At 74.2% G+C, this 25,996-nt stretch carries 20 protein-coding genes and 2 pseudogenes; 16 read left to right on the top strand and 6 right to left on the bottom strand.

Going from position 1 to position 25,996, the window contains the following annotated elements; translation table 11 throughout:
* Positions 1–91 precede the first annotated feature (91 nt).
* A pseudogene (gene ssd, locus KPL59_RS15965) lies at positions 92–754 on the bottom strand (septum site-determining protein Ssd); the annotation flags it as partial.
* 750 nt (positions 755–1,504) lie between these two features.
* Between ssd and KPL59_RS15960 the strand changes: the two are divergent.
* The gene (locus KPL59_RS15960; protein WP_226353728.1) at positions 1,505–2,464 is read left to right on the top strand and encodes an HAD family phosphatase; all 960 of its coding nucleotides are present in this window, start codon (positions 1,505–1,507) and stop codon (positions 2,462–2,464) included.
* Between the two features lie 1,094 nt (positions 2,465–3,558).
* Here the strand turns inward: KPL59_RS15960 and KPL59_RS15955 are convergent.
* Positions 3,559–4,311 (bottom strand): oxidoreductase, encoded by a 753-nt coding sequence (locus tag KPL59_RS15955; RefSeq protein WP_226353729.1) that lies wholly within the window; start codon positions 4,309–4,311, stop codon positions 3,559–3,561.
* A 335-nt stretch (positions 4,312–4,646) separates the two neighbouring features.
* Here KPL59_RS15955 and acs point away from each other — a divergent pair, with 335 nt between their 5' ends.
* The 7 genes from acs to KPL59_RS15920 all read left to right on the top strand — a co-directional run bounded on the left by acs (position 4,647) and on the right by KPL59_RS15920 (position 11,731).
* The gene (gene acs, locus KPL59_RS15950) at positions 4,647–6,623 is read left to right on the top strand and encodes an acetate--CoA ligase (RefSeq protein WP_020627147.1); all 1,977 of its coding nucleotides are present in this window, start codon (positions 4,647–4,649) and stop codon (positions 6,621–6,623) included.
* Between the two features lie 42 nt (positions 6,624–6,665).
* On the top strand, positions 6,666–7,109 hold the full coding sequence (gene arfB, locus KPL59_RS15945; RefSeq protein ID WP_086002413.1) for an alternative ribosome rescue aminoacyl-tRNA hydrolase ArfB: 444 nt from the start codon (positions 6,666–6,668) through the stop codon (positions 7,107–7,109).
* A gap of 132 nt (positions 7,110–7,241) precedes the next feature.
* Positions 7,242–7,763 carry a phage holin family protein gene (locus tag KPL59_RS15940; protein ID WP_020627149.1) on the top strand — a complete coding sequence of 174 codons (522 nt, stop codon included), beginning with the start codon at positions 7,242–7,244 and terminating at the stop codon, positions 7,761–7,763.
* 6 nt (positions 7,764–7,769) lie between these two features.
* Entirely contained in the window at positions 7,770–8,720 is a 951-nt protein-coding gene (locus tag KPL59_RS15935) for an alpha/beta fold hydrolase (protein ID WP_226361262.1), read from the top strand.
* Between the two features lie 50 nt (positions 8,721–8,770).
* On the top strand, positions 8,771–10,039 hold the full coding sequence (gene purD / locus KPL59_RS15930) for a phosphoribosylamine--glycine ligase (protein ID WP_226361261.1): 1,269 nt from the start codon (positions 8,771–8,773) through the stop codon (positions 10,037–10,039).
* A 199-nt stretch (positions 10,040–10,238) separates the two neighbouring features.
* Positions 10,239–10,448, top strand: a complete 210-nt coding sequence (locus KPL59_RS15925; protein WP_075550151.1) for a hypothetical protein — start codon at positions 10,239–10,241, stop codon at positions 10,446–10,448.
* Between the two features lie 164 nt (positions 10,449–10,612).
* A complete protein-coding gene (locus KPL59_RS15920; RefSeq protein WP_226362090.1) occupies positions 10,613–11,731 on the top strand; it encodes a pyridoxal phosphate-dependent aminotransferase in 1,119 nt (372 codons plus the stop codon).
* Positions 11,732–11,738: 7 nt separating this feature from the next.
* On the opposite strand, the gene KPL59_RS15915 is transcribed toward KPL59_RS15920, so the two are convergent.
* The 3 genes and pseudogenes from KPL59_RS15915 to KPL59_RS15905 form a co-directional block, all read right to left on the bottom strand.
* A complete protein-coding gene (locus tag KPL59_RS15915) occupies positions 11,739–13,889 on the bottom strand; it encodes a YhgE/Pip domain-containing protein (RefSeq protein ID WP_226361260.1) in 2,151 nt (716 codons plus the stop codon).
* A complete protein-coding gene (locus tag KPL59_RS15910; protein ID WP_226361259.1) occupies positions 13,886–14,869 on the bottom strand; it encodes an ATP-binding cassette domain-containing protein in 984 nt (327 codons plus the stop codon). Before KPL59_RS15910 ends, KPL59_RS15915 begins: the two co-directional genes overlap by 4 nt.
* Before the next feature lie 336 nt (positions 14,870–15,205).
* Positions 15,206–16,366 (bottom strand): annotated as a pseudogene (locus KPL59_RS15905) (GntG family PLP-dependent aldolase).
* A 116-nt stretch (positions 16,367–16,482) separates the two neighbouring features.
* Between KPL59_RS15905 and KPL59_RS15900 the strand changes: the two are divergent.
* The 3 genes from KPL59_RS15900 to KPL59_RS15890 all read left to right on the top strand — a co-directional run bounded on the left by KPL59_RS15900 (position 16,483) and on the right by KPL59_RS15890 (position 19,407).
* Complete coding sequence (locus tag KPL59_RS15900; protein ID WP_020623689.1) at positions 16,483–17,067, top strand: TetR/AcrR family transcriptional regulator; 585 nt, start codon at positions 16,483–16,485, stop codon at positions 17,065–17,067.
* A 67-nt stretch (positions 17,068–17,134) separates the two neighbouring features.
* The gene (gene purB / locus KPL59_RS15895) at positions 17,135–18,553 is read left to right on the top strand and encodes an adenylosuccinate lyase (protein ID WP_226361258.1); all 1,419 of its coding nucleotides are present in this window, start codon (positions 17,135–17,137) and stop codon (positions 18,551–18,553) included.
* Positions 18,550–19,407 (top strand): phosphoribosylaminoimidazolesuccinocarboxamide synthase, encoded by an 858-nt coding sequence (locus KPL59_RS15890; protein ID WP_060713577.1) that lies wholly within the window; start codon positions 18,550–18,552, stop codon positions 19,405–19,407. Before purB ends, KPL59_RS15890 begins: the two co-directional genes overlap by 4 nt.
* A 103-nt stretch (positions 19,408–19,510) precedes the next feature.
* Here the strand turns inward: KPL59_RS15890 and KPL59_RS15885 are convergent, their stop codons facing one another.
* Positions 19,511–20,461: a sugar-binding transcriptional regulator gene (locus tag KPL59_RS15885; RefSeq protein ID WP_226361257.1), complete on the bottom strand. Its 951-nt coding sequence runs from the start codon at positions 20,459–20,461 to the stop codon at positions 19,511–19,513.
* A 152-nt stretch (positions 20,462–20,613) separates the two neighbouring features.
* Between KPL59_RS15885 and KPL59_RS15880 the strand changes: the two genes are divergently transcribed.
* The 5 genes from KPL59_RS15880 to KPL59_RS15860 are packed head-to-tail and all read left to right on the top strand — an operon-like array spanning position 20,614 to position 25,982.
* Positions 20,614–21,705, top strand: coding sequence for an alcohol dehydrogenase catalytic domain-containing protein (locus KPL59_RS15880; protein WP_020623693.1), 1,092 nt, complete (start codon positions 20,614–20,616; stop codon positions 21,703–21,705).
* Positions 21,702–23,033: an RbtT/DalT/CsbX family MFS transporter gene (locus tag KPL59_RS15875; RefSeq protein WP_226361256.1), complete on the top strand. Its 1,332-nt coding sequence runs from the start codon at positions 21,702–21,704 to the stop codon at positions 23,031–23,033. Before KPL59_RS15880 ends, KPL59_RS15875 begins: the two co-directional genes overlap by 4 nt.
* Positions 23,030–24,757, top strand: a complete 1,728-nt coding sequence (locus KPL59_RS15870) for a dihydroxyacetone kinase family protein (RefSeq protein WP_226361255.1) — start codon at positions 23,030–23,032, stop codon at positions 24,755–24,757. Before KPL59_RS15875 ends, KPL59_RS15870 begins: the two co-directional genes overlap by 4 nt.
* Positions 24,754–25,260 (top strand): ribose-5-phosphate isomerase, encoded by a 507-nt coding sequence (locus KPL59_RS15865; RefSeq protein WP_226361254.1) that lies wholly within the window; start codon positions 24,754–24,756, stop codon positions 25,258–25,260. Before KPL59_RS15870 ends, KPL59_RS15865 begins: the two co-directional genes overlap by 4 nt.
* Complete coding sequence (locus KPL59_RS15860) at positions 25,260–25,982, top strand: GolD/DthD family dehydrogenase (RefSeq protein ID WP_226361253.1); 723 nt, start codon at positions 25,260–25,262, stop codon at positions 25,980–25,982. Before KPL59_RS15865 ends, KPL59_RS15860 begins: the two co-directional genes overlap by 1 nt.
* Positions 25,983–25,996 lie beyond the last annotated feature (14 nt).

Genomic DNA, 25,996 nt, shown 5'->3' with positions numbered 1-25,996 from the left:
ACCCGGGCGGCCGCGGCACAGGACCGCAGCCGGCGGGCACCACCAGGACGGTCAGGTCGGCTCTGCCGAGAGCGGTGAGCGCGGCGTCGGTGGGGTAGCGGGGCAGGTCGCACACGACGGTGCCGCCCGCGCGGCGCCCGGCGTCGAGGACCGCGGTGACCGCGGCCGGTTCGGGTCCGTGCGGGGAGCGTGCGCAGGACAGTACCGACAACGCGGTGCGCCCGGACCCGGCCCGTGGGAGCGCGGCGTGCAGCGACGCGGCGCGCACCCGGCCGTCGCCGACCGACAGCTCCGGCCAGCGCAGCCCGGCCTCCTGCTCCAGCCCGACCATCAGATCGAGGCCGCCGCCGAGCGGGTCGCAGTCGACCAGCAGCGCGGACTCCCCGGCTCGCGCGGAGGTCAGCGCGACCGCGGTGGCGAGCACCGAGGCACCCGCCCCACCGCAGCCGCCGACCACGGCCAGCACCCGGCCCGCCCGCCCGTCGCCCGCTGCGCGTTCCCGGGCGTCGGCGAGGATCCCGGCCAGGCCTGCCTCACCCTGGGGGAGCTGCACGACTCGGTCCGCGCCGAGGGCGACGGCGAGCCGCCAGTCCTCCGCGGCGGGCTCACCGGGGACGGTGATCACGACGCCGTCGCGGCGCGGGAAACCGGCCTCGCCGCAGCGCCGGGCCCCGGACCGGTCGAGCAGGACGACCGGTGCACGGGCCCAGGCCCGGCGGGCGTCGGCCGCGTCGACCGCGCGTTGGGCGTCCATGTCGGCTGCTGCGGCCAGCCGCAGCAGCGCGTCGAGCAGCTCGGGATCGTCGGCCACGATCAGGCAGCGCCGGTCCATCGCGTCGTCCTCCACACCGGCCCGCCGGTGCGAGCCCCGGTATCGAGCGTGCGGCCTCGGGAGGGCCCCGCCGGCCTCGATCGCGGGCCTGTGGACAACTTCGTGGAAACGGCTCGGCCTGTGGACAACTCCCCGGTTCCGTCGGTCCCGCGCGGGAGGATGGAGCAGAGGGGCGGACCCTCGCGCGGGCGAGCGACGCAGGAGCGGCACGGAGCCACGAGGAATGGCGCGGAGGCGGCGGCGGGGGACACGACCGTGTCCGTCCCGGCCCGGACGTAGGACGACCCCCGCCAGGGGGGATTGGCGGGGGCCGTCGGGCGGTTCAGCCCCGGGGGGTCGAGCTGAACCCGCTCGGACCAGGTCCGAGCTCGGTCAACTGTAGCCGGAACATGCCGGTCGCGCCCATACTCCGGCCGTGGCCTGCGCCGACCGGTACCGGTGACGACGTCACTCCCGGCTCCCGACGGCGTGAAGTGCGCCACTGACCGGTGGGCGCGTCCGGGCGACCGGTCGCATGCAGCCGATCACTCTCCGCTGCTGGGCATCGGTCTGCTCGCAGCCGGGCGGAGCGGTGCAGGGACGGTGGGGCACGCAGTGGGGTCGACGGCCGGGGATGTGGACGGAGTGGAGGGCCGGGGACGTGCGCTCCGCGTTTCCGGCACGCTGGACGTCGTGCCCGAGACCTCCAGAGCCCCCGCCGCACCGGACCGGACCGCCGGTGCCACCGTCCCCCAGGCGGTGTTCCTCGACCTCGACAACACGATCATCGCCGGGTCGAGTGCGCTGGCGTTCGCGCGGCCGTTCGCCCGTGCCGGTCTGATCGACCGCGCGACCGTCCTGCGCGGGGCGTGGGCCCAGCTGCTGCTGGTGCTCGCCGGGGCAGATGCGTCCACGATGGACACCCTGCGCCGTCGGATGGTGCTGATCTGCGAGGGCTGGGAGGTGGCGCGGGTCCGCACGATCGTCGCCGAGACGCTGCAGGAGATCATCGGTCCGCTCGTCTACCCGGAGGCGCTCCGGCTGATCGAACACCACCGCGGGCAGGGGGCGGAGATCGTGCTGCTGTCGGCGTCGGGGCTCGAGGTCGTCGAGCCGATCGCCGAGCTGGTCGGGATCGAACGGTTCCGGGCGACGCGGATGCACGTCGTGGACGACCGCTACGCCGGGGAGATCGAGTTCTACTGCTACGGCGAGGGCAAGGCCGTCGCGGCCCGGGAGATCGCCGAGGAGCTGGGGTTCGACCTCGCGCACTGCGCCGCCTACACCGACTCGATCACCGACCTGCCGCTGCTGGAGGCGGTCGGCCAGCCGTCCGTCGTGAACCCCGACCGCGAGCTGCGGGCGATCGCCCGTGAGCGGGGGTGGCCGGTGCTCGCGTTCGTCCGCGCGGCGTCCCGGCGGGACCGGTTGTTCCGGTTGCGCGACCGGCTGTCGGACCGGTTCGCGGCCGGGGCCCGGGGCGGTGCTCCCGCCGGCCCGGCCATCGACGCGGAGGGTCCGGACGCCGGCGGGGTCGGTGCGGCGGGGCCGTGGCGGGACCCGGCGCTGCTCGGCGCGGCCGCGGTCGGCGGGGTGCTCGCGGCGCTGCTGGCCGGCGCAGCGGTCACCCGGTCCGCCCGCGGCGGCCGCTGACACGACGGCCGGCCTGGGGGCAGGACGGCGCGGCCCGAGGTGAGCGGTCTGCGCTTCGCGCGACCGGCGTCCTCGTCCCGCCTCGCCTGAGGACTGCGCACTGCGTGATCGGGGAGTGCTCGCTGTGCGGGCCCGGTGCTCGTCGATCAGCACGTCAGTGCTGCTCGCGGCGCTCAGGACGACGCTCATGTGCTGATCGATCCGTGCGGAGGGGCGGCGCGGGACGAGGGGCGACGGGGCAGGGCGCCAGACCCGGAGGGGGCGCCGGAGCAGGGGGTCGCGGGGGGCGGGGATGGACCGTGCCGCGCCGGGCTGAGCCACACAGGTCCGCGCCGTGCCGGACAGCGGTACAGAGCAGGACAGCGCGGCGCCGTGTCGCGCCGTCCAGCGCCGACCCACTGTCGATCAGTGCATGAGTGCTGCCCAGACAGCGGCCACCAGCGCTCATGTACTGATCGACGGCGTCGCACGGCCCCACGGCGCACCGGGCGGGCTGGCGACCGGGGCGACGGGCAGGTGTGGGCGGATGGGCAGGCGCGGCGGGCGGACGGCTCGACCGGAGCGGCCCGGCGTGGCCGACGCCGTCCAACAACGCCGACGCCGTGCATCAACGCGACCGGTCACGCCGATGCGGGCGGTCCTGGGCGGAGTGCCGCGGTGCGGGAGTGCGAACCCAGTCAGGTGTGCAGGTCGCGGAGCAGGAACGCGCCCACAACCCCGACCGCGACCGCCGTCCGTGCGTCGTCGTGCACCCACCGGGCGGTCGTCGCCGGTCACCCTGTGCTGCTGAACCGGTGCACATCGGTGAAGGGGTTGCCCACATCACGTTCCGGGTCTACGAAGGAGCCACGGACCCCGGCCGGGCCAGGGGCGTCTCGGAGGAGAAGAGGCGTCTCCCCTGACCGGGCTCCGTACTTGGGGACCGGACCACGTCCACGCCGAGCACGCCGCGGGAGGCATGTCGTCGTGGGCCTGCGAACCGGGACGCCGGGCGCCGAGGCCGCGCAACACGGCACGTAGTGCACGCCAGGACGCCGGTTCCCACGTCGGGCCGGGTGGCGCCCCTCGGGGCGCCACCCGGCTCCTTCATGTGCTCAGCCGGACTGCGCGGCGGCGATCGACAGGCCCTCCCGGCCGCCCGCCTCCCACTCCGCGCAGGTGTGGACGATCCAGCGGGCCAGCCCGTCGGGCGTCCCGGACGCGAACGCCGCCGCGGCCTCCCGGTACTCCGCGGTGCGGCGCAGGAACCCCACCTCGGGCACCGACAGACCGCGTGGGTCCAGCCCGGTCGACATCGCGGTCAGCCGGGCCGCCGCCCGGGCCACGACCCCGTCGGCGGTGCCGAACGGCGCGAGGGTCAGCAGCTCGCCGTGCACGACGGCGACCAGCACCGGAGCCGGCACCGAGGTGCCCCCGCCGATCAGGTCGGCCAGTGCCGTGAGCCGCGCCGACGTCGCCGGGCGCGGCCGGCCCAGCACCTGCTCGTGCTCCTCGGCGGGCACGAGGTCCCCCGCGGCCAGCACGTGCAGCCGGGCGAGTCCCTGCAGCGGGGCCCGGCGCCAGGTGTCGAGGAGCTTGGCACGCTCGTCGGCGATCCGGACGGCGCCCGCGAGGACCGGGTCGGAGACGTGGTCGGCGGTGACCGGCCGCAGCGGGGCTCCGTCGATCGCGGCGGAGGAGCGGGCGGCGCGCAGGGCGGCCTCGGCGGCCGTCGCGGGCCAGCCGCGCCGGTTGACCGGCTGGTTGTGCACCTCGGTGGCCGCGTCGCGGGCGCGGGCGACCGCCTCGGCGACGCCGGGGAGTGCGGCGAGCGGGGCGAGCGGATCGGCTGCTGCGGGGCGGGCCATGGACGTCATCGTCCCAACCGGTGGGCTACCGCCGGGTAAGTACCCCTGCGGTGTGGACCGCTCGGCGACCGGTCGTGGTGATCCGTCGACCGCCGGACATCCGCCCGCCCGCCGTCGGGGCCCCGCGGACACCCTGTCGCACCCGGGAACGGCCCCCCACCTGCGCGGACGGTCAGGTGTGGCGTCCGTGTCCCGTCGGTACCTGTCCCGACAGACGGTGCACGGGCGAGGACGGTTCACTAGCGTCGGACCGCACACGTGTGCGCACACCGAGTGCGCCCGAGGCCGCCACGTCGGCCCGAAGTGACCCGCCGCGTCGAGGAGGACACCAGGACATGGCCGAGTCCGAGAAGAGTTCCGCGCTCAGCGCGCTCTCCAGCGAGAGCAGGTCGTTCCCGCCGTCGGAGGAGTTCGCGTCGCAGGCGAACGCCACCGCAGACTGGTACGACCGTGCCGATGACGACCGCGAGGGGTTCTGGGCCGAGCAGGCCGACCGTCTGCACTGGACGAAGAAGTGGGACACCGTCCTGGACTGGCAGCCCCCGTTCGCGAAGTGGTTCGTCGGCGGCGAGCTGAACGTCGCCTACAACTGCGCCGACCGGCACGTCGAGGCCGGCAACGGCGACCGCGTCGCCATCCACTGGGAGGGCGAGCCCGGCGACTCCCGCACCATCACCTACGCCGACCTGCAGCGCGAGGTCTCCAAGACCGCGAACGCGCTGACCGAGCTGGGCGTCGGCAAGGGCGACCGCGTCGCCATCCAGCTGCCGATGATCCCCGAGGCCGTGTTCTCGATGCTGGCCTGCGCCCGCCTGGGCGCGCTGCACAGCGTCGTGTTCGGCGGGTTCTCCCCGGGCGCGCTCAAGGCGCGCATCGAGGACGCCGAGGCCAAGGTGCTGATCACCAGCGACGGTCAGTACCGGCGCGGCAAGCCGGCTCCGATGAAGGAGAACACCGACGAGGCCGTCGCGGGCACCTCGATCGAGAAGGTCCTCGTCGTCAAGCGGACCGAGACCGACGTGCCGTGGACCGACGGCCGCGACGTGTGGTGGCACGACGTCGTCGACGGTGCGTCCGACCAGCACACCCCGGAGTCCTTCGACTCCGAGCACCCGCTGTTCATCCTCTACACCTCGGGCACCACCGGGAAGCCGAAGGGCATCCTGCACACCTCCGGCGGCTACCTCACGCAGTCCGCGTACACCCACAACGTGGTGTTCGACCACAAGCCGGGCGAGAGCGTCTACTGGTGCACCGCCGACATCGGCTGGGTCACCGGGCACACCTACATCGTCTACGGGCCGCTCGCGAACGGCGCCACGCAGGTGATCTACGAGGGCACGCCGAACACCCCGCACGAGGGCCGGCACTGGGAGATCGTCGACAAGTACAAGGTCTCGATCTACTACACCGCCCCGACGCTGATCCGCACGTTCATGAAGTGGGGCGAGGACATCCCCGCGAAGTACGACCTGTCCTCGCTCAGGGTGCTCGGCACGGTCGGCGAGCCGATCAACCCCGAGGCCTGGATGTGGTTCCGGGAGAAGATCGGCAAGGAGCGCTGCCCGATCGTCGACACCTGGTGGCAGACCGAGACCGGCTCGCAGATGATCGCCCCGCTGCCGGGCGTCACCGCGACCAAGCCGGGCTCGGCCATGCGTGCGCTGCCGGGCATCTCGGCCACCGTCGTCGACGACACCGGCACCCCCGTCGGCAACGGCGAGGGCGGCTACCTCGTCCTCGACAAGCCCTGGCCCTCGATGCTGCGCGGCATCTGGGGCGACACCGAGCGCTACAAGGAGACCTACTGGTCCCGCTTCGCCGAGCAGGGCTACTACTTCGCCGGCGACGGCGCCAAGTACGACGACGACGGCGCCATCTGGCTGCTCGGCCGCGTCGACGACGTCATGAACATCTCCGGGCACCGCATCTCGACCACGGAGGTGGAGTCGGCGCTGGTCAGCCACCCGACCGTCGCCGAGGCCGCGGTCGTGGGCGCCTCCGACGAGACCACCGGCCAGGGGATCGTCGCGTTCGTGATCCTGCGCGGGAGCGCGTCGAAGGACGAGGCGAAGGGCGAGGCGGCCATCAAGGCGCTCCGCGACCACGTCTCCAAGGAGATCGGCCCGATCGCCAAGCCGCGCCAGATCCTGGTCGTGGAGGAGCTGCCGAAGACCCGCTCCGGAAAGATCATGCGCCGCCTGCTGCGCGACGTCGCCGAGAACCGGGACGTCGGCGACGTCTCGACCCTCGCCGACTCGTCGGTGATGGACCTGATCTCGTCCGGCATGAGCGAGTCGAAGGAGGACTGACCGGGTCCCCGGGCCCCGCGCGTGCCGCGGGGCCCGGGACCGATGGGCGACACTGGGGTGGTGGACGACCCGATCGAGGTGCGGCGCGGCTTCGTCGTGCCCGCCCGCGAGCTGAGCTGGCGGTTCTCCCGCGCCTCGGGGCCCGGGGGGCAGGGCGTCAACACCACCGACTCCCGGGTGGAACTGTCCTTCGACCTCGCGGGCTCGCCGAGCGTCCCCGAGGACCTGCGCGACCGGGCCCTGTCGCGGCTGGCGAACCGGCTCGTCGACGGCGTGCTGACCGTCGTCGCGTCCGAGCACCGCAGCCAGCTCCGCAACCGCGAGGCCGCCCGTGGGCGGCTCGCGACCCTGCTCGGCGAGGCGACCGCGGCGGGCCCGCGTACCCGTCGCCCCACCCGTCCGACTCGCGGGTCGCAGCGCCGCAGGCTCGACGCCAAGAACCGGCGCGGACAGATCAAGAAGCTGCGCGGCCGCCCGGACGAGTGAGGCCCCGTCCCCGGCGTGGCGCAGCCGAGCAGCCCGGCTGACCCCGTGGCACGATGGCGGCTCACCGAACGACGGCCGTCCGGGGGACCCCAGCACCCCGGGCAGGCGAGTGCACCAGCAGGAGGGAAGACGGTGGCCAGCAACAGCCAGTCGGGCAACGCGGAGGTTCCGCCGGTCCTGCCCTCGATCCCGCTCACGAACGAGCCGGGGCCGCGCGACGCGTCCCTCGGCGCCCTCGCGAAGGACGTCACCACCCACCTCTCGACCTTGGTCCGGTCGGAGGTGGAGCTCGCCAAGGCCGAGGTCACGGCCGAGGTGAAGAAGGGCGTGCAGGGCAGCGTCTTCTTCGTGATCGCCGCGGTGATCGGGCTGTTCAGCCTGTTCTACCTGTTCTTCACCCTCGCCGAGTTCCTCTCGATCTGGCTCAACCGCGCCGCGGGCTTCGGGATCACGTTCCTGTTCATGCTGCTCGTGGCCGGCCTGTTCGGCTTCCTCGGCTACCTGCGGGTCCGCAAGATCCGCAAGCCGGAGCGCACCATCGACTCGCTCAAGGACTCCGCGCAGGTGCTCGCCCAGCGCGGCCAGCGCGGTGACCGCGACAACGTCCGCGAGATCGCCGACGGCACCTCCGGGCGGCACGCAGCCGCGGGCTGATCCGGCGTGTCCGCGACGGCCGGCACCCCGCCCGACCCCTCGGTCGTCCGGATCCCCGGTCCGTGGACGCACCGTGCGGTGTCGGCCAACGGCATCCGCATGCACCTCGCGGAGTACGGCCCACCGACCGGCCCGCTGGTCGTGCTGCTGCACGGCTTCCCGGAGTTCTGGTGGACCTGGCGCCACCAGCTCCTCGCCCTCGGCGACGCCGGCTACCGGGCCGTCGCGCCCGACCTCCGCGGCTACGGCGACACCGACAAGCCTCCCCGGGGCTACGACCTGTGGACCCTCGCCGGGGACTGCGCCGGGCTGATCCGGGCGCTCGGGGAGTCGCGCGCCCACGTCGTCGGGCACGACTGGGGCGCCACGATCGGCTGGACGGTCGCCACGCTGCACCCGCGCCTGGTCGTCTCGCTCACCGGGCTCGGGGCGCCGCACCCGATCGTGATGCGGGACGCGCTGCTGCGCGACCCCCTCGGGCAGGGGGCGGCCAGCCGCTACATGGCCGGGTTCCAGCTGCCGCGGCTGCCGGAGCGCTCGCTGCGCGCCGACGGCGGCGCCCGGGTCGGCCGGATCATGCGGGCCTGGGCGGGGCCGGAGTGGGCCGCGACCGCCGACTTCGCCGACGTCGTGGCCCGCAACGCCGAGGCGATGCGGATCTCCACCGTGGCCCACTGCAGCCTCGAGTACTACCGCTGGTCGATGCGCTCCCAGCTGCGCCCCGACGGTCACCGGTTCGCCCGCGAGGTCTCCCGGCCGGTGGGTGTGCCGGTGCTGCAGGTGCACGGGGCCGACGACCCGTGCGTGCTCGACACCACCATGCGCGGCGACGAGCGGTTCGCCGGCGCCGGGCTGACCCACCACACGCTCCCGGCCACCGGTCACTTCCCGCAGCAGGAGCACCCCACACACGTCACCGCCCTGATCGGTGCCCACCTGCAGCGCTGCGACGGTTGATCCGAGACCGGTTCCCCGTCGTCCGACGTGCACGGATACGCTCGGCCACCGTGCGGATCCTGATCGTGGGAAGCGGTGCGCGTGAGCACGCCATCGCCGTGGCTCTGGCGCAGGACCCGGAGGTGTCGGCGCTCGCCGTCGCCCCCGGCAACGCGGGGACGGCCGCGGTGTCCGAGCAGCTCGGGCTCGACGTCACCGACAACGGTGCCGTCGTCGAGCTGGCGCGGACCTGGAAGGCCGACCTCGTGGTCATCGGGCCGGAGGGTCCGCTGGTCAACGGCGCGGCCGACGCGGTCCGGGAGGCCGGGATCCCCTGCTTCGGCCCGAGCGCCGAGGCGGCCCGGATCGAGGGGTCCAAGGCGTTCGCGAAGGCCGTGATGAGCGCGGCGGGGGTGCCGACGGCCTCGTCGGTCGTCGTCGACAACCCGGCGCACCTCGACACCGCGCTGTCGGTGTTCACCCCGCCCTACGTCGTCAAGGACGACGGATTGGCCGCGGGCAAGGGCGTCGTCGTGTCCGACGACATCGAGGTGGCCCGCGCGCACGCCCTCGGGCTGCTCGACGCCGGCCACCCGGCGCTGCTGGAGTCGTTCCTCGACGGGCCCGAGGCGTCGCTGTTCTGCCTCGTCGACGGTGCCACCGTCGTGCCGCTGCTGCCCGCGCAGGACTTCAAGCGCGTCGGCGACGACGACTCCGGCCCCAACACCGGCGGCATGGGCGCCTACTGCCCGCTGCCCTGGGCGGGCGAGGACCTCGCCGAGGAGCTCGTCGCCCGGATCGTCGCGCCGGTCGCCGAGGAGATGGTGCGCCGCGGGACCCCGTTCACCGGGCTGCTCTACGCCGGTCTCGCGCTGACCTCGGAGGGCCCCGCGGTCATCGAGTTCAACTGCCGCTTCGGGGACCCGGAGACCCAGGCCGTGCTGGCGCTGCTGCGCACCCCGCTGTCGCAGCTGCTGTTCGCCACCGCGACCGGCACGCTCGCCGAGCAGCCCGCGATCGAGTGGGCCGAGGGGGCTGCGGTGACCGTCGTCGTCGCCGCCGAGGGGTACCCGGCCACCCCGCGGCTCGGTGACGTCATCACCGGCGCCGAGGGCGACGGTGTGCTGCACGCCGGCACCCGTCGCCGCGACGACGGCGCGGTCGTCTCCTCCGGCGGGCGCGTGCTGTCGGTCGTGGGCACCGGCTCCGACCTCGCCGCCGCCCGGGCCGAGGCCTATGCGCGGCTGGCGCCGGTCCGCCTCGCGGGCTCGCACCACCGCACCGACATCGGTCTCAAGGCCGAGCGGGGCGAGGTCAGCGTTCCGGTTGCGCAGGGTTGATGTTACCGCCGCGTAACGCCCGTATGGCCTAGCGAGATTAGTCCGAATGGGCCCACCTGGGCGTTCGAAGGCCGGTTGTTCGATGATCATGAAGAGCCGGTTAAAACGGACACCAGGGTTTGATCTCCACCGGTGCGGCGGGGAATCGTCCTGTGGCACAGGGGCACAGCCGGTGCCCCTGAACCTCAGGAGGATCATCATGGCCCACGCTCCCCAGCAGGCCCGTCGTCGTCGCGCCCTCGCCCTCGTGGGTGGCGTCGTCGCCGCGCCGCTCGCCGCCCTGGCGTTCACCGGTACCGCGCAGGCGGCCGAGCTGACCCCGGTCGCCGAGTACCTCGACGAGACCGTCGCCGCCACCGACGCGCAGGTCGGCGCGGTCGTCGACGCCCTGGGCTTCGAGGCCGAGTGACACCGGGCGGGCCCTGTGCCCGCCCCGGTTCGTGACTGACCGCGCGCCCGGGAGGGGCTCCCGCCCGGGCGCGCGGTCCGGTCCCCAGGGGGCCGCCGCCTAGGCTCGGCGGCGTGACCCGCCTGACCGTCGCCGCCCGCGCCGCCGTCGCCCCGTTCCATGTCATGGACGTCTGGGCCGCCGCCGCCGAGCGGGCCCGCACCCACGGCGACCTGATCAACCTCTCGGCCGGGCAGCCCTCGACCCCGGCGCCGGAACCGGTCCGCGCGGCCGCCGTCGCCGCCCTGGGGTCCCAGGTGCTCGGCTACACCGTCGCCCCTGGCATCGCCGAGCTGCGCGAGGCCGTCGCCGGGCACTACCGGCGGCCCCGGGACCTGGACGTCGACCCGGGTGACGTCGTCCTCACCACGGGGTCCTCCGGCGGGTTCCTGCTGGCCTTCCTCGCCGCGTTCGACGCGGGCGACCGCGTGGCCATGGCCCGTCCCGGCTACCCCTGCTACCGCAACATCCTCGCCGCGCTGGGCTGCGAGGTCGTCGAGCTGCCGTGCGGTCCGGCCACCCGGTTCCAGCCCACGGTCGAGATGCTCGAGGCGCTCGACGAGCCGGTGAAGGGTCTGATCGTGGCCAGCCCGGCGAACCCCACCGGCACCGTCCTCGACCCCACCGAGCTCGCCGCGCTCGCGTCCTACTGCGAGGACCGCGGCATCCAGCTCGTCAGCGACGAGATCTACCACGGCATCACCTTCCCGGGCAGCCCCGCGACGAGCTGCGCCTGGGAGACCTCCCGCGAGGCCGTGCTGGTCAACTCGTTCTCGAAGTACTTCTCGATGACCGGCTGGCGGCTCGGCTGGCTGGTCTGCCCACCGCGGCTGCGGCGCACCGTCGAGGGCCTCGCCGGCAACTTCACCGTCTGCCCTCCGGCGCTGCCCCAGCACGCCGCGCTCGCCGCGTTCGACGAGGCGAGCTACGCCGAGGCCGACGCCCACGTCGTGCGTTACGGCCGCAACCGCGACCTCCTCCTCGACGGACTGCGCGCACTCGGGATCACCCGGCTCGCCCCCGCCGACGGCGCGTTCTACGTCTACGCCGACATCGCGCACCTGCTGCGCGACGACGAGGACTCGATGGGCCTGACCTACCGGCTGCTCGACGAGACCGGCATCGCCGTCGCACCGGGGCAGGACTTCGACCCGGTCGACGGCGGTGGCTACGTCCGCTTCTCCGGCGCCGGGACGCCGGAGGCCATCACCGAGGCGCTGGAGCGGCTGCGGGCCTGGGTCTGAACGGTTCTCAGAGCACCAGCTCGGGCTTCACCGCCGTCGCCGTCCACACCCGCTTGCGGTACGCCGCGAACGTCGCCAGTGCGAGCGCGCCGACGAACCAGGCCAGCAGCACCGGCACCGCCGTGCCCACGACACCGGCCAGCTCGCCGCCGTACATGAGGTGCCGCAGTGCGTCGACGGCGTAGCCCATCGGCATCACGTGGTGCACCGGGTACAGCGGCGCGGGGATGGTCTGCCACGGGAACGTGCCGCCCGCCGAGACGAGCTGCAGCACCATCAGCACCAGCCCGAGGAACTGCCCGACCGCGCCGAGCAGCGCGTTGAGGGCGTGCACGATCGCGGTGAACGTCATCGAGGTCAGCCACAGCAGGGCCAGCGTCGCGACCGGGTGCACCGGTGTGATCCCCAGCAGCAGCGACGCCACCGCGTACATGCCGGTGACCTGCACGATCCCCAGCAGGCCTGCCGGGATCCAGCCGCCCAGCGCGATCCGAAGCGGGCTCTGCCCGGCCGCGATCGCCCGTCGGGACAGGGGCTGGACCAGCAGGAACAGCACGTAGCCGCCGATCCAGGTGGCCAGCGCCATGAAGAACGGGGCCAGTCCGGCGCCGTAGGTGTCGGCCTGGGAGTAGGCGACGTCGCGGGTGGCGACCGGGTCGCCGATGTTCGCGGCGGTGGCCTCCCGGACCCCCGGCGCCGGGTTCGGGATGTCGCCCAGCCCCGAGGCCAGGCCGTCGTGCAGCTGCGTCGCACCGCCGGCGAGCTCGCCGGTGCCCGCGTCGAGCCGGCGCGCCCCGTCGGCGAGCCGGTCGGTGCCGTCGACGGCGGTGCGCTCCCCGGTGACGAGCTGGTCCGCCCCGGTCCGCAGCGCGGTGGCGCCGGTGGACAGCTGTGTGGCGCCGTCGGCGAGCTTCCGCACGCCGCCGGACAGCTCGCTCGCGCCGTCGCGCAGGGACCCGGCCCCGTCGGCGGCGCTCGCGATGCCCTGGCTGAGCTGCGGCGCGGACGCGGCCAGCTGCTCGGCGCCGTCGGCGACCTGCCCGGCGCCGGACCCGAGCCGGTCGAGCTGCCCGGACACCTGCTGGACGCGGGCGTTGCCGTCGACGAGCGGCTGCTTGGCCGTCGCCAGCGCGGCGAGAGCCTGCTGGACCTGCTCGTCGGTGAAACCGCGTTCGCGCAGCGACGCGGCGATGGTGCCGTCCGCGGCGTCGAGCTGGTCGGCGAGGCGGGCGCTCTCCTGCGCGACCCGGTCCCCGGCCGCGGCCAGCTGCGCGTTGCCGTCGGCGACCTGGCGGGCGCCGTCGGCGAGCCTGCGCGACTGCGCGGGCAGGTCCGCGGTGGCGCTGCGGAGGGTGCCGAGCCCGGTCGCGAGCTCACCCGCGCCCGAGGACAGCCGGTCCGCCCCGGTCGCCGCGGTCCCGGCACCGGAGGCGAGGGTCCCCGCCCCGGTCGCGAGCCGGTCGGCGCCGCCGGAGAGCTGCGTCGCGCCGTCGAGGAGCCGGCGCTGCCCGGACGCGAGCTCGCCCGCCCCGGAGGCCAGCTGGCCCGCCCCGTCGTGGGCGGTCGCCGCGCCGTCGGCGAGCTTCCCGGCGCCGTCCGCGGCCTCCTGGGTCTTGGTGTGGATGGTGGAGAAGCCGGTGAGGAACCGGTCCGCGGCCTGCGTCCCGACCTCCTTGGCGACCGAGTCGCGGACCCGGGTGGTGAGGGTGTCGGCGATCGTGCGGGCCAGGTAGTTGTTGGCGTCGTTCGTGGTGAGCACGAGGATCCCCTGGCGCGGGGTGAACTCACCGGAGGACTGCAGGGCCGCGGTGAAGTCGCGCGGGATCGTCAGGGCGAAGGTGTAGACGTTGTCGCGCACACCGCGGTCGGCCTCGGCGGCGGAGACCCGGTGGAAGTCGAACGAGCCGGACTCGGTCAGCTCCGTCGCGACGTCCTGGCCGACGTTCTGCGCCTTCCCGTCGGCGTCGGTGCCACCCGTGTCCTCGACGACGAGCGCGGCGGGCACCTGGTCCAGGCGGGAGTAGGGGTCGCCGTTGGCGTAGAGGTAGAAGCCCGCGTAGAGCATCGGGATCAGCAGCAGGGCGAGCACGGCCAGGACCGGCAGCCGCCCGGCGGTGATCCGCCTCAGCTCGCTGATCGCCATCCTGACCGCGCTCATGAGGTCCTCTCCGTGGTGTCGTTCCCGCTGGTCTCGTTCCCGCTGGTCCCGCTGTCGGCCGTGGACCTGGTGGCGTCGGGTGGCTCCGGGGCGGGCTCCGCGCCGGGCAGGATCGCCGTGCCGGCGTCCTCGGTGCCGGTGCCGGTGGCTGTGCCCGGTTCGGGGGCCGGCGCGGCCCCGGACGGGCGGCGCAGCAGCCGCCGGGTCCAGCCCTGGGGCAGGTCGTCGGCCCCCTGCGGCGCGACGACGGTCAGCGGCCCCGTCGGGTCCTCGGGCCTGCTGTGCCGCCCGGGCGGCTCCGGGAACGCGCCGGCGTCGCCGCCGCCGAGCCGGACCGCCGGCACCCCCAGCAGCGCCGCAGACCCCTCGATGCAGGTCACGACCACGGTGAACCCGGCACGGGCGTGCTCGGAGGCCACCTGCCACCAGGTCACCGGGGTGCCGCCGTGCCGGTCCGGCGCGGTGAGGACGAGCACCCGCACCCCGGGCCGGGACGCGGCGAGTGCGGTCATCAGCCCGATCCGCACGGGTGCGGGCACGTCCTCGAACCGCGAGCGCACCCAGCTCTCGGCGCCCCGCGCACCCAGCCACTCGGTCACCGCCCGCGGGGTGGTGCCGCGCCCGGCCATCGCCAGCTCCTCGCCGACGACGGTCCGCAGCGGCAGCACCGGCTCCGGCTCGCTGACCCCCGGCGTGTCGACGACGGCGACGGCCCGGCGCAGCCGGCGGGGGTCGTCGTCGCCGTCGAGGGTGACGGTGCCCTGGTCGGGCCGCATCCGCCCGGCGAGCGCCAGCGCGAGCGCGGTGTGCCCGGACCCGGGGGTGCCCGCGACCAGCAGGACCGAGCCGGGGACGGCGCGCAGCGAGGTCGGCGCGAGCAGCACCCCGTGGGCGCCGTCGACGGCGACGCCCTCGGCGACGAGGGCCGCCTCCGGATCGGATGCGGAGGAGGGGGCGGGCGAGGGGGCGGAGCTGGTCATGACGGTCCTGCTGTCCTGGGTACCACGGGCCGCGCGACTCCCGGCGATCGCGGGTCCGCGCAGCTCACCGGCACCGGTCGGGGGTCGGGGCCACCGGCGCGCAGCGGTGCGTACGCACGGGCGCGACGGCGGCGGAAGCCTAGGCCGATGCCTGCTCCGGCGTCCGGCCGTCGCCCAGTGTGGACCCGATCGTGCGGGGCGACTTGACTTCGGACGACAGTGAGTTGACTCTGCGCGACACTGTGACGGCGGCGACGACGGGCGTCCGACGCGCCCCGTCGCCGATGTCGTGGGACGGGCCCCGACCGGACCGGACGGTGCAGCGGGGCGGCGGCCTCAGCTGCCGAGGGCGGTGCGGGGCAGCATCCCGGGACCGCCGGGGGAGCCGGTGCTGGCCGGGCCGACCTCGCCGATCCGGTCCAGTGCCGCCTTGATGTGCTTGTCGCCGACGTCGCGGTGGGTCATCAGCCGCAGCTTGCCCGCGATGGCACCTGCGCGGACCCCGGCCTCGGCGAACGTGGCGATCGTGCCGCGCACGTCGGCCACGTCCACCAGCACGATGTTGGTCTGCGGCTCGCGGACCCGTCAGCCGCGCTCGCGCAGCCCGGCGGCGAGTCGGGTCGCGAGGTCGTGGTCCTCGGCGAGCCGGTCGATCTCCTCCAGCGCGACGAGTCCGGCCGCGGCCAGCACCCCACCCTGCCGGACGCCGCCGCCGAGCATCTTGCGCAGCCGCCGGGCGTGCTCGACGAACTCCGTCGACCCCGCGACGACCGATCCGACCGGCGCGCCCAGCCCTTTGGACAGGCACACCGCGACCGTGTCGGCGCCGACGGTCAGCGCGCCCGGCGGGACCCCGAGCGCGACCGCGGCGTTCCACAACCGGGCGCCGTCGAGGTGCACCGACAGCCGGGCGGCCCGTGCCGCCGCGGCGACGGCGGCGTGCTCCTCCGGAGCGATCACGGTGCCGCCCGCGGAGTTGTGCGTGTTCTCCAGGCACAGCAGCACCGGGCGCAGCGCGGCGTAGGAGCCGTCGTCGACGGCGGCCCGGCGCACCGCCGCGGCGGTGACCTTGCCGGGGCCTGCGTCGTGCGGCAGCGGCCGCGGCATCCCGCCGGCCAGCCAGGCGGCCGTGCCCAGCTCGAAGTCGAGCACGTGGGCGCCCTGCGGGGCGAGGAACGCCTCGCCCCGGCCGAGCCTGCTCATCAGCGCGATCAGGTTGGCCATCGACCCGGTGGGGGTCCACAGCGCGTCGGCGGCGCCGAGCAGGCCGGCGACCCGTTCCTCCAGCTCGCGCATGGTGGGGTCGCCGTCGAGCACGTCGTCGCCGACCTCGGCCTCGGCCATCGCCCGGCGCATCGCCTCGGTCGGCAGCGTGACGGTGTCCGACCGCAGGTCGACGGGCTCACCGGGGGCCGGGGCGGCCGCCGCGCCGCGCGTGCCACCACGCGACGACCAGCGGCTTCTGGGTGACGGGCGCACACCCACAGTGTGTTCCATACCGGTCACGGTGAGAACGGCAGGGTCACGAAACGGTCACGGTCCCCTGTCCCACCTGGGCGTCGAGTCCGGTATCTCACTCGTCCGGATGGGGCCGGTCTTGGCACTATGTGGCGATGGCGGCCCCGAAACAGACCGAGAAGGGTGAACGGCGCCGCGCCCTGCTGGTGGCGGCGGCAGCGGACCTGCTGGCCGAGAGCGGGTTCGACGCGATCCGCCACCGCGCCGTCGCCGAGCGTGCCGGGGTGCCGCTGGCCGCCACCACGTACTACTTCTCCTCGCTGGAGGACCTGGTGTCCGCCGCGCTCGACCGGCTGGCCCGCACCGAGCTCGCGGACGCCCACGACTGCCTCGCCCGGCGTGACGACCCGGCCGAGATCGTGCTCGACCTGCTCCTCGGGCCGCGCTCGCGCACCGACGGCCTCGACGCCGTCCTGTGCCGGTTCGAGCGGCTGATCGGTTCCGGCAGGCGCCCGTTTCTGGCCGGGCTGCTGCGGGCCCAGCGCGTCGAGTTCGACGCCCTGCTCGACGAGGCCCTCACCCGCGCGACCGGCCGTCGCCCGGGGCCGGGGGAGGTCCGCAGGCTGACCGCGCTCGTCGACGGTGTCGTCCTCACCGCGCTGATCGAGGCCGACCCCGACCCGCGTGCGGTCGGCCGGGTCGCCCTGCGCGAGGCGTTGGACGCGCTGCCCCGGACGTGAGCCCCCGGGTGTGAGCCTGTGCTCCCGGCCGTGGCGGGGCCGTGAGCAGCCATTACCATCGCGCCACGTGATTCCCAACGTGCTGGCCGCGCGCTACGCGAGCCCCGAGCTGGTCCGCCTCTGGTCTCCGGAGTACAAGATCCAGCTGGAGCGACGGCTGTGGATCGCGGTGCTGCGCGCCCAGCGCGACCTGGGCATCGAGGTGCCGGCGTCGGTGATCGACGACTACGAGGCCGTCGTCGAGCAGGTCGACCTGGATTCGATCGCCGCCCGTGAGCGCGTCACCCGGCACGACGTGAAGGCCCGCATCGAGGAGTTCAACGCCCTCGCCGGCCACGAGCACGTGCACAAGGGCATGACCAGCCGCGACCTCACCGAGAACGTCGAGCAGCTGCAGATCCGGCTGTCGCTGGAGCTCGTCGCCGACCGGACCGTCGCTGTCCTGGCGCGGCTCGGGCGTCGCGCGTCGGAGTACGCCGAGCTGGTCATGGCCGGGCGCAGCCACAACGTCGCCGCGCAGACCACCACCCTGGGCAAGCGGTTCGCCTCCGCGGCCGACGAGCTGCTCGTCGCGCACGCCCGGCTGGAGGACCTGCGCTCGCGCTACCCGCTGCGCGGGATCAAGGGCCCGATGGGCACCAGCCAGGACATGCTCGACCTCCTCGACGGCGACGCGGCCAAGCTCGACGAGCTGGAGCGGCGCGTCGCCACGCACCTCGGGTTCGCCGAGGCGTTCGCGAGCGTCGGGCAGGTCTACCCGCGCTCGCTCGACCACGACGTCGTCACCGCGCTGGTGCAGCTGGCGGCGGCGCCGTCGTCGCTGGCCACGACGATCCGGCTGATGGCGGGCGCCGAGCTCGCCACCGAGGGCTTCGCCCCCGGCCAGGTCGGCTCGAGTGCCATGCCGCACAAGATGAACGCCCGTTCCGCCGAGCGCATCAACGGCCTCATGGTGATCCTGCGCGGCCTGTCGGTCATGACCGCCGACCTCGCAGGAGCCCAGTGGAACGAGGGCGACGTCTCCTGCTCGGTGGTGCGCCGCGTCGCGCTGCCGGACGCGTTCTTCGCCCTCGACGGCCTCTACGAGACCACCCTGACCGTGCTCGACGAGTTCGGCGCCTACCCGGCCGTGATCGCCCGCGAGCTCGACCGCTACCTGCCGTTCCTCACCACCACCGCGGTGCTCATGGCCGCGGTGCGGGCCGGGGTCGGCCGGGAGACCGCGCACGAGGTCATCAAGGAGCACGCGGTCGCCGTCGCGCTGGCGATGCGCGAGCAGGGCCAGGCCGACAACGACCTGCTCCAGCGCCTCGCCGGCGACGACCGGCTCGGCCTGCCCGTCGGCACGCTGGACCGGCTGCTGGAGGACCCGCTGCGTTTCACCGGTGCCGCGTCCGCGCAGGTCACCACGGTGACGGAGAAGATCGCCGCGATCACCGCGAAGCACCCCGAGGCCGCCGCCTACACCCCCGGAGGGATCCTGTGAGGCTCGTCCACTCCGGCAAGGTCCGCGAGCTCTACCTCGACGAGTCGCGCGACCCGGCCCAGCTGCTGCTCGTCGCCTCGGACCGGCTGTCGATCTACGACGTGGTGCTCCCGACGCCGGTCCCGGACAAGGGCGCGATCCTCACCGCGCTGTCGCTGTACTGGTTCGAGCGCACCGGCGACCTCGTGCCCAACCACGTCATCGGCACCGACGACATCCCCGCCGAGTTCGCCGGGCGCGCCGTCCGCTGCCGTCCGCTGGAGATGCTGCCGGTCGAGTGCATCGCCCGCGGCTACCTCACCGGCCTCGGGCTCAAGGAGTACCAGCGCACCGGGGCCGTCTCCGGCGTCACGCTGCCCACCGGCCTGGTCGAGGGCTCGAAGCTGCCCGAGCCGATCTTCACGCCGACCACCAAGGCGCCGGTCGGCGAGCACGACGAGTTCATGACCTTCGACGACGTCGTGGCTCTGCTCGGCGCCGACACCGCGGCCCGGCTGCGGGACCTGACCCTGGAGGTCTACCGCCGCGGCGCCGAGTCCGCCGCGCAGGGCGGGATCCTCGTCGCCGACACCAAGCTGGAGTTCGGCCGGGACGCCTCCGGCGAGATCGTGCTGGGCGACGAGGTGCTCACCCCGGACTCGTCGCGGTTCTGGCCCGCCGACTCCTACGAGCCCGGTCGCGTGCAGTTCTCCTTCGACAAGCAGTACGTCCGCGACTGGTCCGCCGGTCTGGACTGGGACCGTACTGCTCCCGGCCCCGAGGTCCCCGACGACGTCGTGAAGGTCGTCCACGACCGCTACGCCGAGGTCTACCGCCGGATCACCGGCACCCCCTGGACCTCACCCACCGCCTGACCTGCCGCGTCCACTCCCCTTGTCCGCCGTCCACACCCCTCTCAACGGGTGTGGACGGCGGACAAGGGGTGTGGACGTCGCATGCGATCGGTCCGTCGGCGGGTCAGACGGTGCCGAGGGCGTCCAGGAGGGCGCGGGCGGTCGGGGCGTCGGTGACCAGGCGGTTGAACAGGCCCGCCCTTGCCCCGCCGACGATGCTCGGCACCTTCTCCTCCCCGACGGCGACGGCGATCGTCCGCGGCACCCGGCGCAGCTGGTCGGGGGAGATCCGCACCATCCGGTCGCTGCCCGGGAAGGCGATCGGACGTCCGTCGGCGCGGTAGAAGTTCAGGCAGACGTCGCCGACGCCGGCGCGCAGCCCCTCGTCGTCGAGGGGGACCGAGGTCGAGATCGAGTCGCGGCCCGCGGGGGGTGCGCCGACGCCGACCAGGGCGGCCTGCGCCCGCGACCAGAACCCGGTGACCCGGCGGAACTCCGGGTCGTCGGCGAGCGTGCGGCTCATCGCCGGTGACGGCATGGCCTGGGTGAACAGGAAGTGCGGGCGCCCGTGCCCGCGTTCGGCGACCGACCGGACGATCTCGTTGGTCTGGTGCCACGCCTCGGGCTCGGCGACCCCACCGACGGTCGGCACGATCTCGCAGCCGGCCAGCGTGGGCAGCGCGGTGTGGCTCAGCTCCCACACGGTGCGCCCGGAGGACACGAGCAGGACGTCGCCCGCGCGTAGGCCGGCCTCCCGCAGCGCCTCACCGACCGGTTCGGCGAGCGACCGGCCGAGGTCGCCCGTGACGACCGGGGCCAGCCACACCCGGTCCAGCCCGAGCGCGGCGGCGAGCCGGGGCGCGTCGTCGTCGCCGGTGTGCAGCGAGTCCGGGTCGTGCACGGTGATCTGCACGATCCCGACCCGGCGGGCCTCGGCGAGCAGCCGGGAGACGGTCGGGCGCGACACGGTGAGCCGCTCGGCGATCGCGGCCTGGTTGAGCTCGTCGACGTAGTACAGCCGTGCGGCCCGGTGCATCAGCCCCAGGTCGCGTCGGGAGACGTCGTTCGGCGCCATCGCCATCCTCCACTGCGTCGGACCGGTGTCGGGCCAGCCTACTGCACGTTTGTTCAATCAGGAACGGATGTGCTGACGGATGTTCACGGGAGAACGCATGCTCACCGACAGACGTATGCAGCAGCCCGCATGGCACCAATGGAGGTTTCGCCGTGGCAGAGAACATCCCCACCCGGATGCAGGCGGTGGTCGTGCACGGCCCCGAGGACTACCGCCTCGAGGAGGTGGACGTCCCGAAGCCCGGCCCCGGTGAGCTGCTCATGCAGGTCGAGGCCGTGGGCGTGTGTGCGAGCGACCTGAAGTGCTACCACGGCGCCGCGAAGTTCTGGGGCGACGAGAACCGCCCCGCCTGGGCCCAGACCGGCGTGACCCCGGGCCACGAGTTCGTCGGCCGGATCGTGTCCGGCGACGACGAGGGCCTCGCCCTGCACGGCGTGTCCGTCGGCGACCGCGTCGCCTGCGAGCAGATCGTCCCCTGCGAGCAGTGCCGCTACTGCCTGCGTGGCCAGTACTGGATGTGCGGGCCGCACGACATGTTCGGCTTCCGCAACTTCGACGGCGCCATGGCCCAGTACATGCTGGTCCCGACCCGCGCCAGGGTGCACCGGGTCTCCCCGGACCTGGCGCCGCAGCACGCCGCGTTCGCCGAGCCGCTGTCGTGTGCGCTGCACGCCGTCGAGCGCGCCACGATCTCCTTCGACGACGTGGTGGTCGTCGCCGGGTGCGGCCCGATCGGCCTCGGCCTGATCGCCGGAGCCCGCGCGAAGAACCCCCGCCTGCTGATCGCGCTCGACCTCGACGACGAGAAGCTGGAGCTCGGCCGCCGCACCGGCGCCGACCTCACCATCAACATCTCCCGCGAGGACGCGGTCGCCCGGGTCAAGGAGCTCACCGAGGGCTACGGCGCCGACGTCTACCTGGAGGGTTCCGGCGCCGTGCCGGCCGTCGCGCAGGGGCTGAACCTGCTGCGCAAGCTCGGCACCTACGTCGAGTACTCGGTCTTCGGCTCCGAGGTCACCGTCGACTGGTCGATCATCTCCGACGACAAGGAGCTCGACGTCCGCGGCGCCCACCTCGGCCCGCACTGCTGGCCCGCCGCGATCAAGATGCTGGAGGACGGGAAGCTCCCGATCGACGACATCTGCACCCACCAGGTGCCGCTCGCGGAGTTCCAGAAGGCCCTCGACCTGGTCGGCGACACCTCCGGTGCGTCGGTCAAGGTCTCGATCCTCCCGAACGCGTGAGCGCCGCCGTGTCGACGACGACATCGCGCGAGACCTTCCTCGACCGCATCGGCATCCCGCACTCCCTGCGCTGGGGCTTCCTCGGCGTGCTGGTCTTCATGACCGGCAACGGGACCGAGTCCAACTTCATCTCCCCGCACATCGAGGCGGTGCTCGGCTCGCCCGAGGCCACCGTCGCGACGATCATCACCGGCTACAGCCTGGCCGTGCTGATCGGCAGCTACCTGTCCGGCGCGCTCGCCGACCTGTGGGGGCCGCGCCGGGTCATGACCCTCGGCGTCGTCGTCTGGGTCGTGTTCGAGGTGCTGTTCCTGCTGAGCCTGCAGCTCGGCAGCCTCCCGCTGGTCGCCGCCACCTACTTCCTGCGCGGCTTCGGCTACCCGCTCTTCGCGTTCGCGTTCCTGGTGTGGATCAACGTCGTCACGCCGTACTCGCGCAACGGCGTCGCCGTCGGCTGGTTCTACGTCATGTTCACCGGCGGCCTGCCCACCCTGGGCTCGCTGTTCGCGCTCGGCATGATCCCGGCCTTCGGCGGCGGCACCGGTGGCGAGACCGCCGCGATGGTCGGCTCGACCGCGCTCGTCGTCGCCGGGTTCCTGATCGCCCGCTTCGGTGTGCACGAGCCGCACGCCACGCAGCGGCTCGCGCCGGCGGGGGAGACCACCGGCCAGGTGCTGACCGCCGGGCTGCGGCTGACCGCGACCAACCCGAAGATCCTCATGGGCTTCCTGGTCCGGCTGATCAACACCGCGCCGCAGTACGGCATGTTCATCATCCTGCCGACCGTCATCGCGGTGGACCTCGGCTGGGGCCAGAGCCGCTGGCTGACCATGACCGTGTTCGTCTACGCGACGAACATCCTGGTCAACGCCGTGTTCGGGGCCGTGGGCGACCGGTGGGGCTGGCGCCGCACCGTGCAGTGGTTCGGCGTCTTCGGCTCCGCCGTCGGCCTGCTGCTCTGGTGGTACGTGCCGCACGCCGTCCCGGCCGGATCGACCTGGGGCTTCTGGGTCTCGGTCGCCGCGGGCTGCGTGTTCGGCTGCCTGCTCGCCGGGTTCGTCCCGATGGGCGCGATCATGCCCGCGCTCGCACCCGACCACAAGGGCGCCGCGATGGCCATGTACACGACCGCCGCGGGCGGTGCCGCGTTCCTCGGGTCCGGCGTCGTCGCGCTGATGCTGGGGATCGGGGCCGGGAACGTCGGTGTCGTGTGGGCCTTCGTCGCCCTCTACGCGGCGGCGTTCGTGATGGTCTCGTTCCTCAACGTCCCGCAGGACGCCCCCACGCCGCGCGCCGCCGTCGCGACCCCGGTGAAGGAGACCTCGTGACCAGGATCTACGACGACCCCGCCACGTTCGCCGACGACCAGCTCGACGGCTTCCTCGACCTCTACGCCGACCGTGTCCGAGGGGTGCACGGCGGTGTGGTCGCCCACCGTGGCGACGGCGACCCCCAGGTCGCCGTCGTCATCGGGGGCGGGTCGGGGCACTACCCCGCGTTCTGCGGGACCGTCGGGCCGGGGTTCGCGCACGGCGCCGTCGTCGGCAACATCTTCACCTCGCCGTCGGCCGCGCAGGCGTACTCGGTCGCGAAGGCCGCCGACCAGGGCCGCGGTGTGGTGTTCAGCTTCGGCAACTACGCCGGTGACAACATCAACTTCGGGATCGCGGCCGACCGGCTGCGCGAGGAGGGGATCGACACCCGCATCGTGGTCGTCACCGACGACGTCGCCTCCGCCGACGAGGAGTCACGGCGCCGCGGGATCGCCGGCGACTTCACGGTGTTCAAGGCGCTGGGCGCCGCCGCCGCGCGCGGCGCGGACATCGACGAGGTCGAACGGCTCGGCCGGGCCGCCAACGCCGCCACCCGCAGCCTCGGCGTCGCGTTCACCGGCTGCACGATGCCCGGCGAGGACGAGCCGCTGTTCTCGGTGCCCGCCGGACACCTCGGGCTCGGCCTGGGCATCCACGGCGAGCCCGGCATCCGCGACGTCCCGATGCTGCCCGCCCGCGAGCTGGCGGAACTGCTGGTCGACGACGTGCTGAAGCACGCTCCCCCGGGAGCCCCCGCCCGGGTCGGGACGATCCTGAACGGGCTGGGCACCACGAAGTACGAGGAGCTGTTCCTGCTGTGGCGCCACGTCGCGCCGCGGCTGCGTGCCGCCGGGTACGAGCTCGTCGACCCGGAGGTCGGCGAGCTCGTGACCAGCCTCGACATGGGTGGCTGCTCGCTCACCCTGATGTGGCTCGACGACGAGCTGGAGCCGCTGTGGCGGGCGGACGCCTACACCCCCGCCTACCGCAAGACCGCCGCGCCGCTGGCGGCGCTGCGCGAGCCGACCGCCTACGAGCTCGCCGAGGCCGACGCGGTCCTCACCGCGCCCGCGGCGAGCGCCGCGGGCCGGGAGCTGGCGGGAACCGTCCGCGCCGCGCTGGCGGCGACGGAGTCGACGATCCGCTCCCACGAGCACGAGCTGGGCCGGATCGACGCCGTCGCGGGCGACGGCGACCACGGCCGCGGCATGCTCAAGGGCATCACCGCCGCCACCGCCCGGGTCGCCGAGCTCGGCGACGACGTCGGCGGTGGCTGGGTGCTCCAGCAGGCCGGGCAGGCCTGGGCCGAACGTGCCGGCGGCACCTCCGGGGTGCTGTGGGGCGCCGCGCTCGAGGCGTTCGGGCGCCACCTCGGTGACACCGCCGACGGCTACCCGGCCGCGACCGTCGCCGCCGGGGTCCGCACGTTCGCGACGACCATCGAGCAGCTCGGTGGGGCGCGGGCGGGGGACAAGACCCTGCTCGACGCGCTGCTGCCCTTCGTCGACGAGCTGGAGTGCCGGGTCGGCGACGGCGAGGGCCTGGCCAGCGCGTGGACGGCCGCCGCCGCGACCGCGACCGACGCCGCCGCCGCGACCGCCGACCTGCGGCCACGGATCGGACGGGCCCGCCCGCTGGCCGAGAAGAGCGTGGGCACACCCGACGCCGGGGCGACCAGTCTCGGCCTGATCGTCACGGCCGTCGCCGACGTCCTGACGTCGCAGGAGGAGCAGACATGAGCGAGAAGCTGCGCATCGTGGTGGGCGCCGACGACGCCGGCTACGACTACAAGGAGAAGCTGAAGGCCGACCTGGAGGCCGACGACCGCGTCGCCGAGGTGGTCGACATCGGCGTCGCCGCGGACGGGCACACCGCCTACCCGCACATCGGCGTCGCCGCGGCCCGCCGGATCGCCGAGGGGGAGTCCGACCGTGGCCTGCTCATCTGCGGGACCGGGCTGGGCGTGGCGATCTCGGCGAACAAGGTGCCGGGTGTCCGTGCGGTCACCGCCCACGACCCGTTCTCCGTCGAGCGCTCGGTGAAGTCCAACAACGCGCAGGTCCTCTGCATGGGCCAGCGCGTGGTCGGGATCGAGCTCGCGCGCACGCTCGTCGACGGCTGGCTCGACCACCGGTTCGACCCGGCGAGCGCGTCGGCGGAGAAGGTCGCCGTGCTCGACTCCTACGACCGGCGCGACGGCGAGCGCCTCGCCGAGGCGGAGACCGTCGGGACGGACTGCTGATGTTCGACCTCACCGGGTCGGTCGCCCTCGTCACCGGGGCCGCGTCGGGGATCGGCGCCGAGGTGGTCCGGGCGCTCGCCGGGCAGGGCGCGGTGGTCGCCGCCGCGGACCTGCGCACCGACGGCGTCCCGGACGTCCGCGCGTCGACCCACGTCGTCGACGTCGCGGACCCCGACGCCGCAGTGGCCTGCGTCGACGAGGTCGTCGCCCGGCACGGCCGGGTCGACGTGCTGGTCAACTCGGCCGGGATCGCGCGGCTCGCCCCGGCCCTGGAGCTGGGGATCGACGACTGGCGCCGCACTCTGGACGTGAACCTCACCGGGTCCTGGCTGATGGCCCGCGCCGCGGGCCGGGTCATGGTCGGACAGGGGTACGGGCGGATCGTGAACCTCGCCTCGCAGGCGGCGAGCAGCGGGCTGGAGCAGCACGCGGCCTACTGCGCGTCCAAGGCGGGGATCAACGGGCTCACCCGCACCCTCGCCGTCGAGTGGGGGCCGCACGGGGTGACGGTGAACGCCGTCTCGCCGACGGTCGTGCTCACCGACCTGGGCCGCGCGGCGTGGGACAACCCGGCCGGAGACGCGCACCGCGCCGAGATCCCGGCGCGCCGCTTCGCCGAGCCGTCGGAGGTCGCCGCGGCCGTCGTCTACCTGGCCTCGGCCGAGGCCGCCATGGTCAACGGGGCCGAGCTGCGGGTCGACGGCGGGTTCACGGCCCGCTGAGAACGCCCGCCGAT

Source organism: Pseudonocardia sp. ICBG1142 (genome assembly GCF_020496255.1).
In the GTDB taxonomy this organism is placed as follows: Bacteria; Actinomycetota; Actinomycetes; order Mycobacteriales; family Pseudonocardiaceae; genus Pseudonocardia.
This window is presented reverse-complemented; position numbering and strand designations above follow the sequence as displayed.

Excerpts from the sequence above, each read along its gene's own strand:
- KPL59_RS15955 (WP_226353729.1), bottom strand. The coding sequence starts at position 4,311 with ATGGCCCGCCCCGCAGCAGCCGATCCGCTCGCCCCGCTCGCCGCACTC.
- acs (WP_020627147.1), top strand. The coding sequence starts at position 4,647 with ATGGCCGAGTCCGAGAAGAGTTCCGCGCTCAGCGCGCTCTCCAGCGAG.
- arfB (WP_086002413.1), top strand. The coding sequence starts at position 6,666 with ATGGGCGACACTGGGGTGGTGGACGACCCGATCGAGGTGCGGCGCGGC.
- KPL59_RS15925 (WP_075550151.1), top strand. The coding sequence starts at position 10,239 with ATGGCCCACGCTCCCCAGCAGGCCCGTCGTCGTCGCGCCCTCGCCCTC.
- KPL59_RS15920 (WP_226362090.1), top strand. The coding sequence starts at position 10,613 with ATGGACGTCTGGGCCGCCGCCGCCGAGCGGGCCCGCACCCACGGCGAC.
- KPL59_RS15915 (WP_226361260.1), bottom strand. The coding sequence starts at position 13,889 with ATGAGCGCGGTCAGGATGGCGATCAGCGAGCTGAGGCGGATCACCGCC.
- KPL59_RS15910 (WP_226361259.1), bottom strand. The coding sequence starts at position 14,869 with ATGACCAGCTCCGCCCCCTCGCCCGCCCCCTCCTCCGCATCCGATCCG.
- KPL59_RS15900 (WP_020623689.1), top strand. The coding sequence starts at position 16,483 with ATGGCGGCCCCGAAACAGACCGAGAAGGGTGAACGGCGCCGCGCCCTG.
- KPL59_RS15885 (WP_226361257.1), bottom strand. The coding sequence starts at position 20,461 with ATGGCGCCGAACGACGTCTCCCGACGCGACCTGGGGCTGATGCACCGG.
- KPL59_RS15865 (WP_226361254.1), top strand. The coding sequence starts at position 24,754 with ATGAGCGAGAAGCTGCGCATCGTGGTGGGCGCCGACGACGCCGGCTAC.
- KPL59_RS15860 (WP_226361253.1), top strand. The coding sequence starts at position 25,260 with ATGTTCGACCTCACCGGGTCGGTCGCCCTCGTCACCGGGGCCGCGTCG.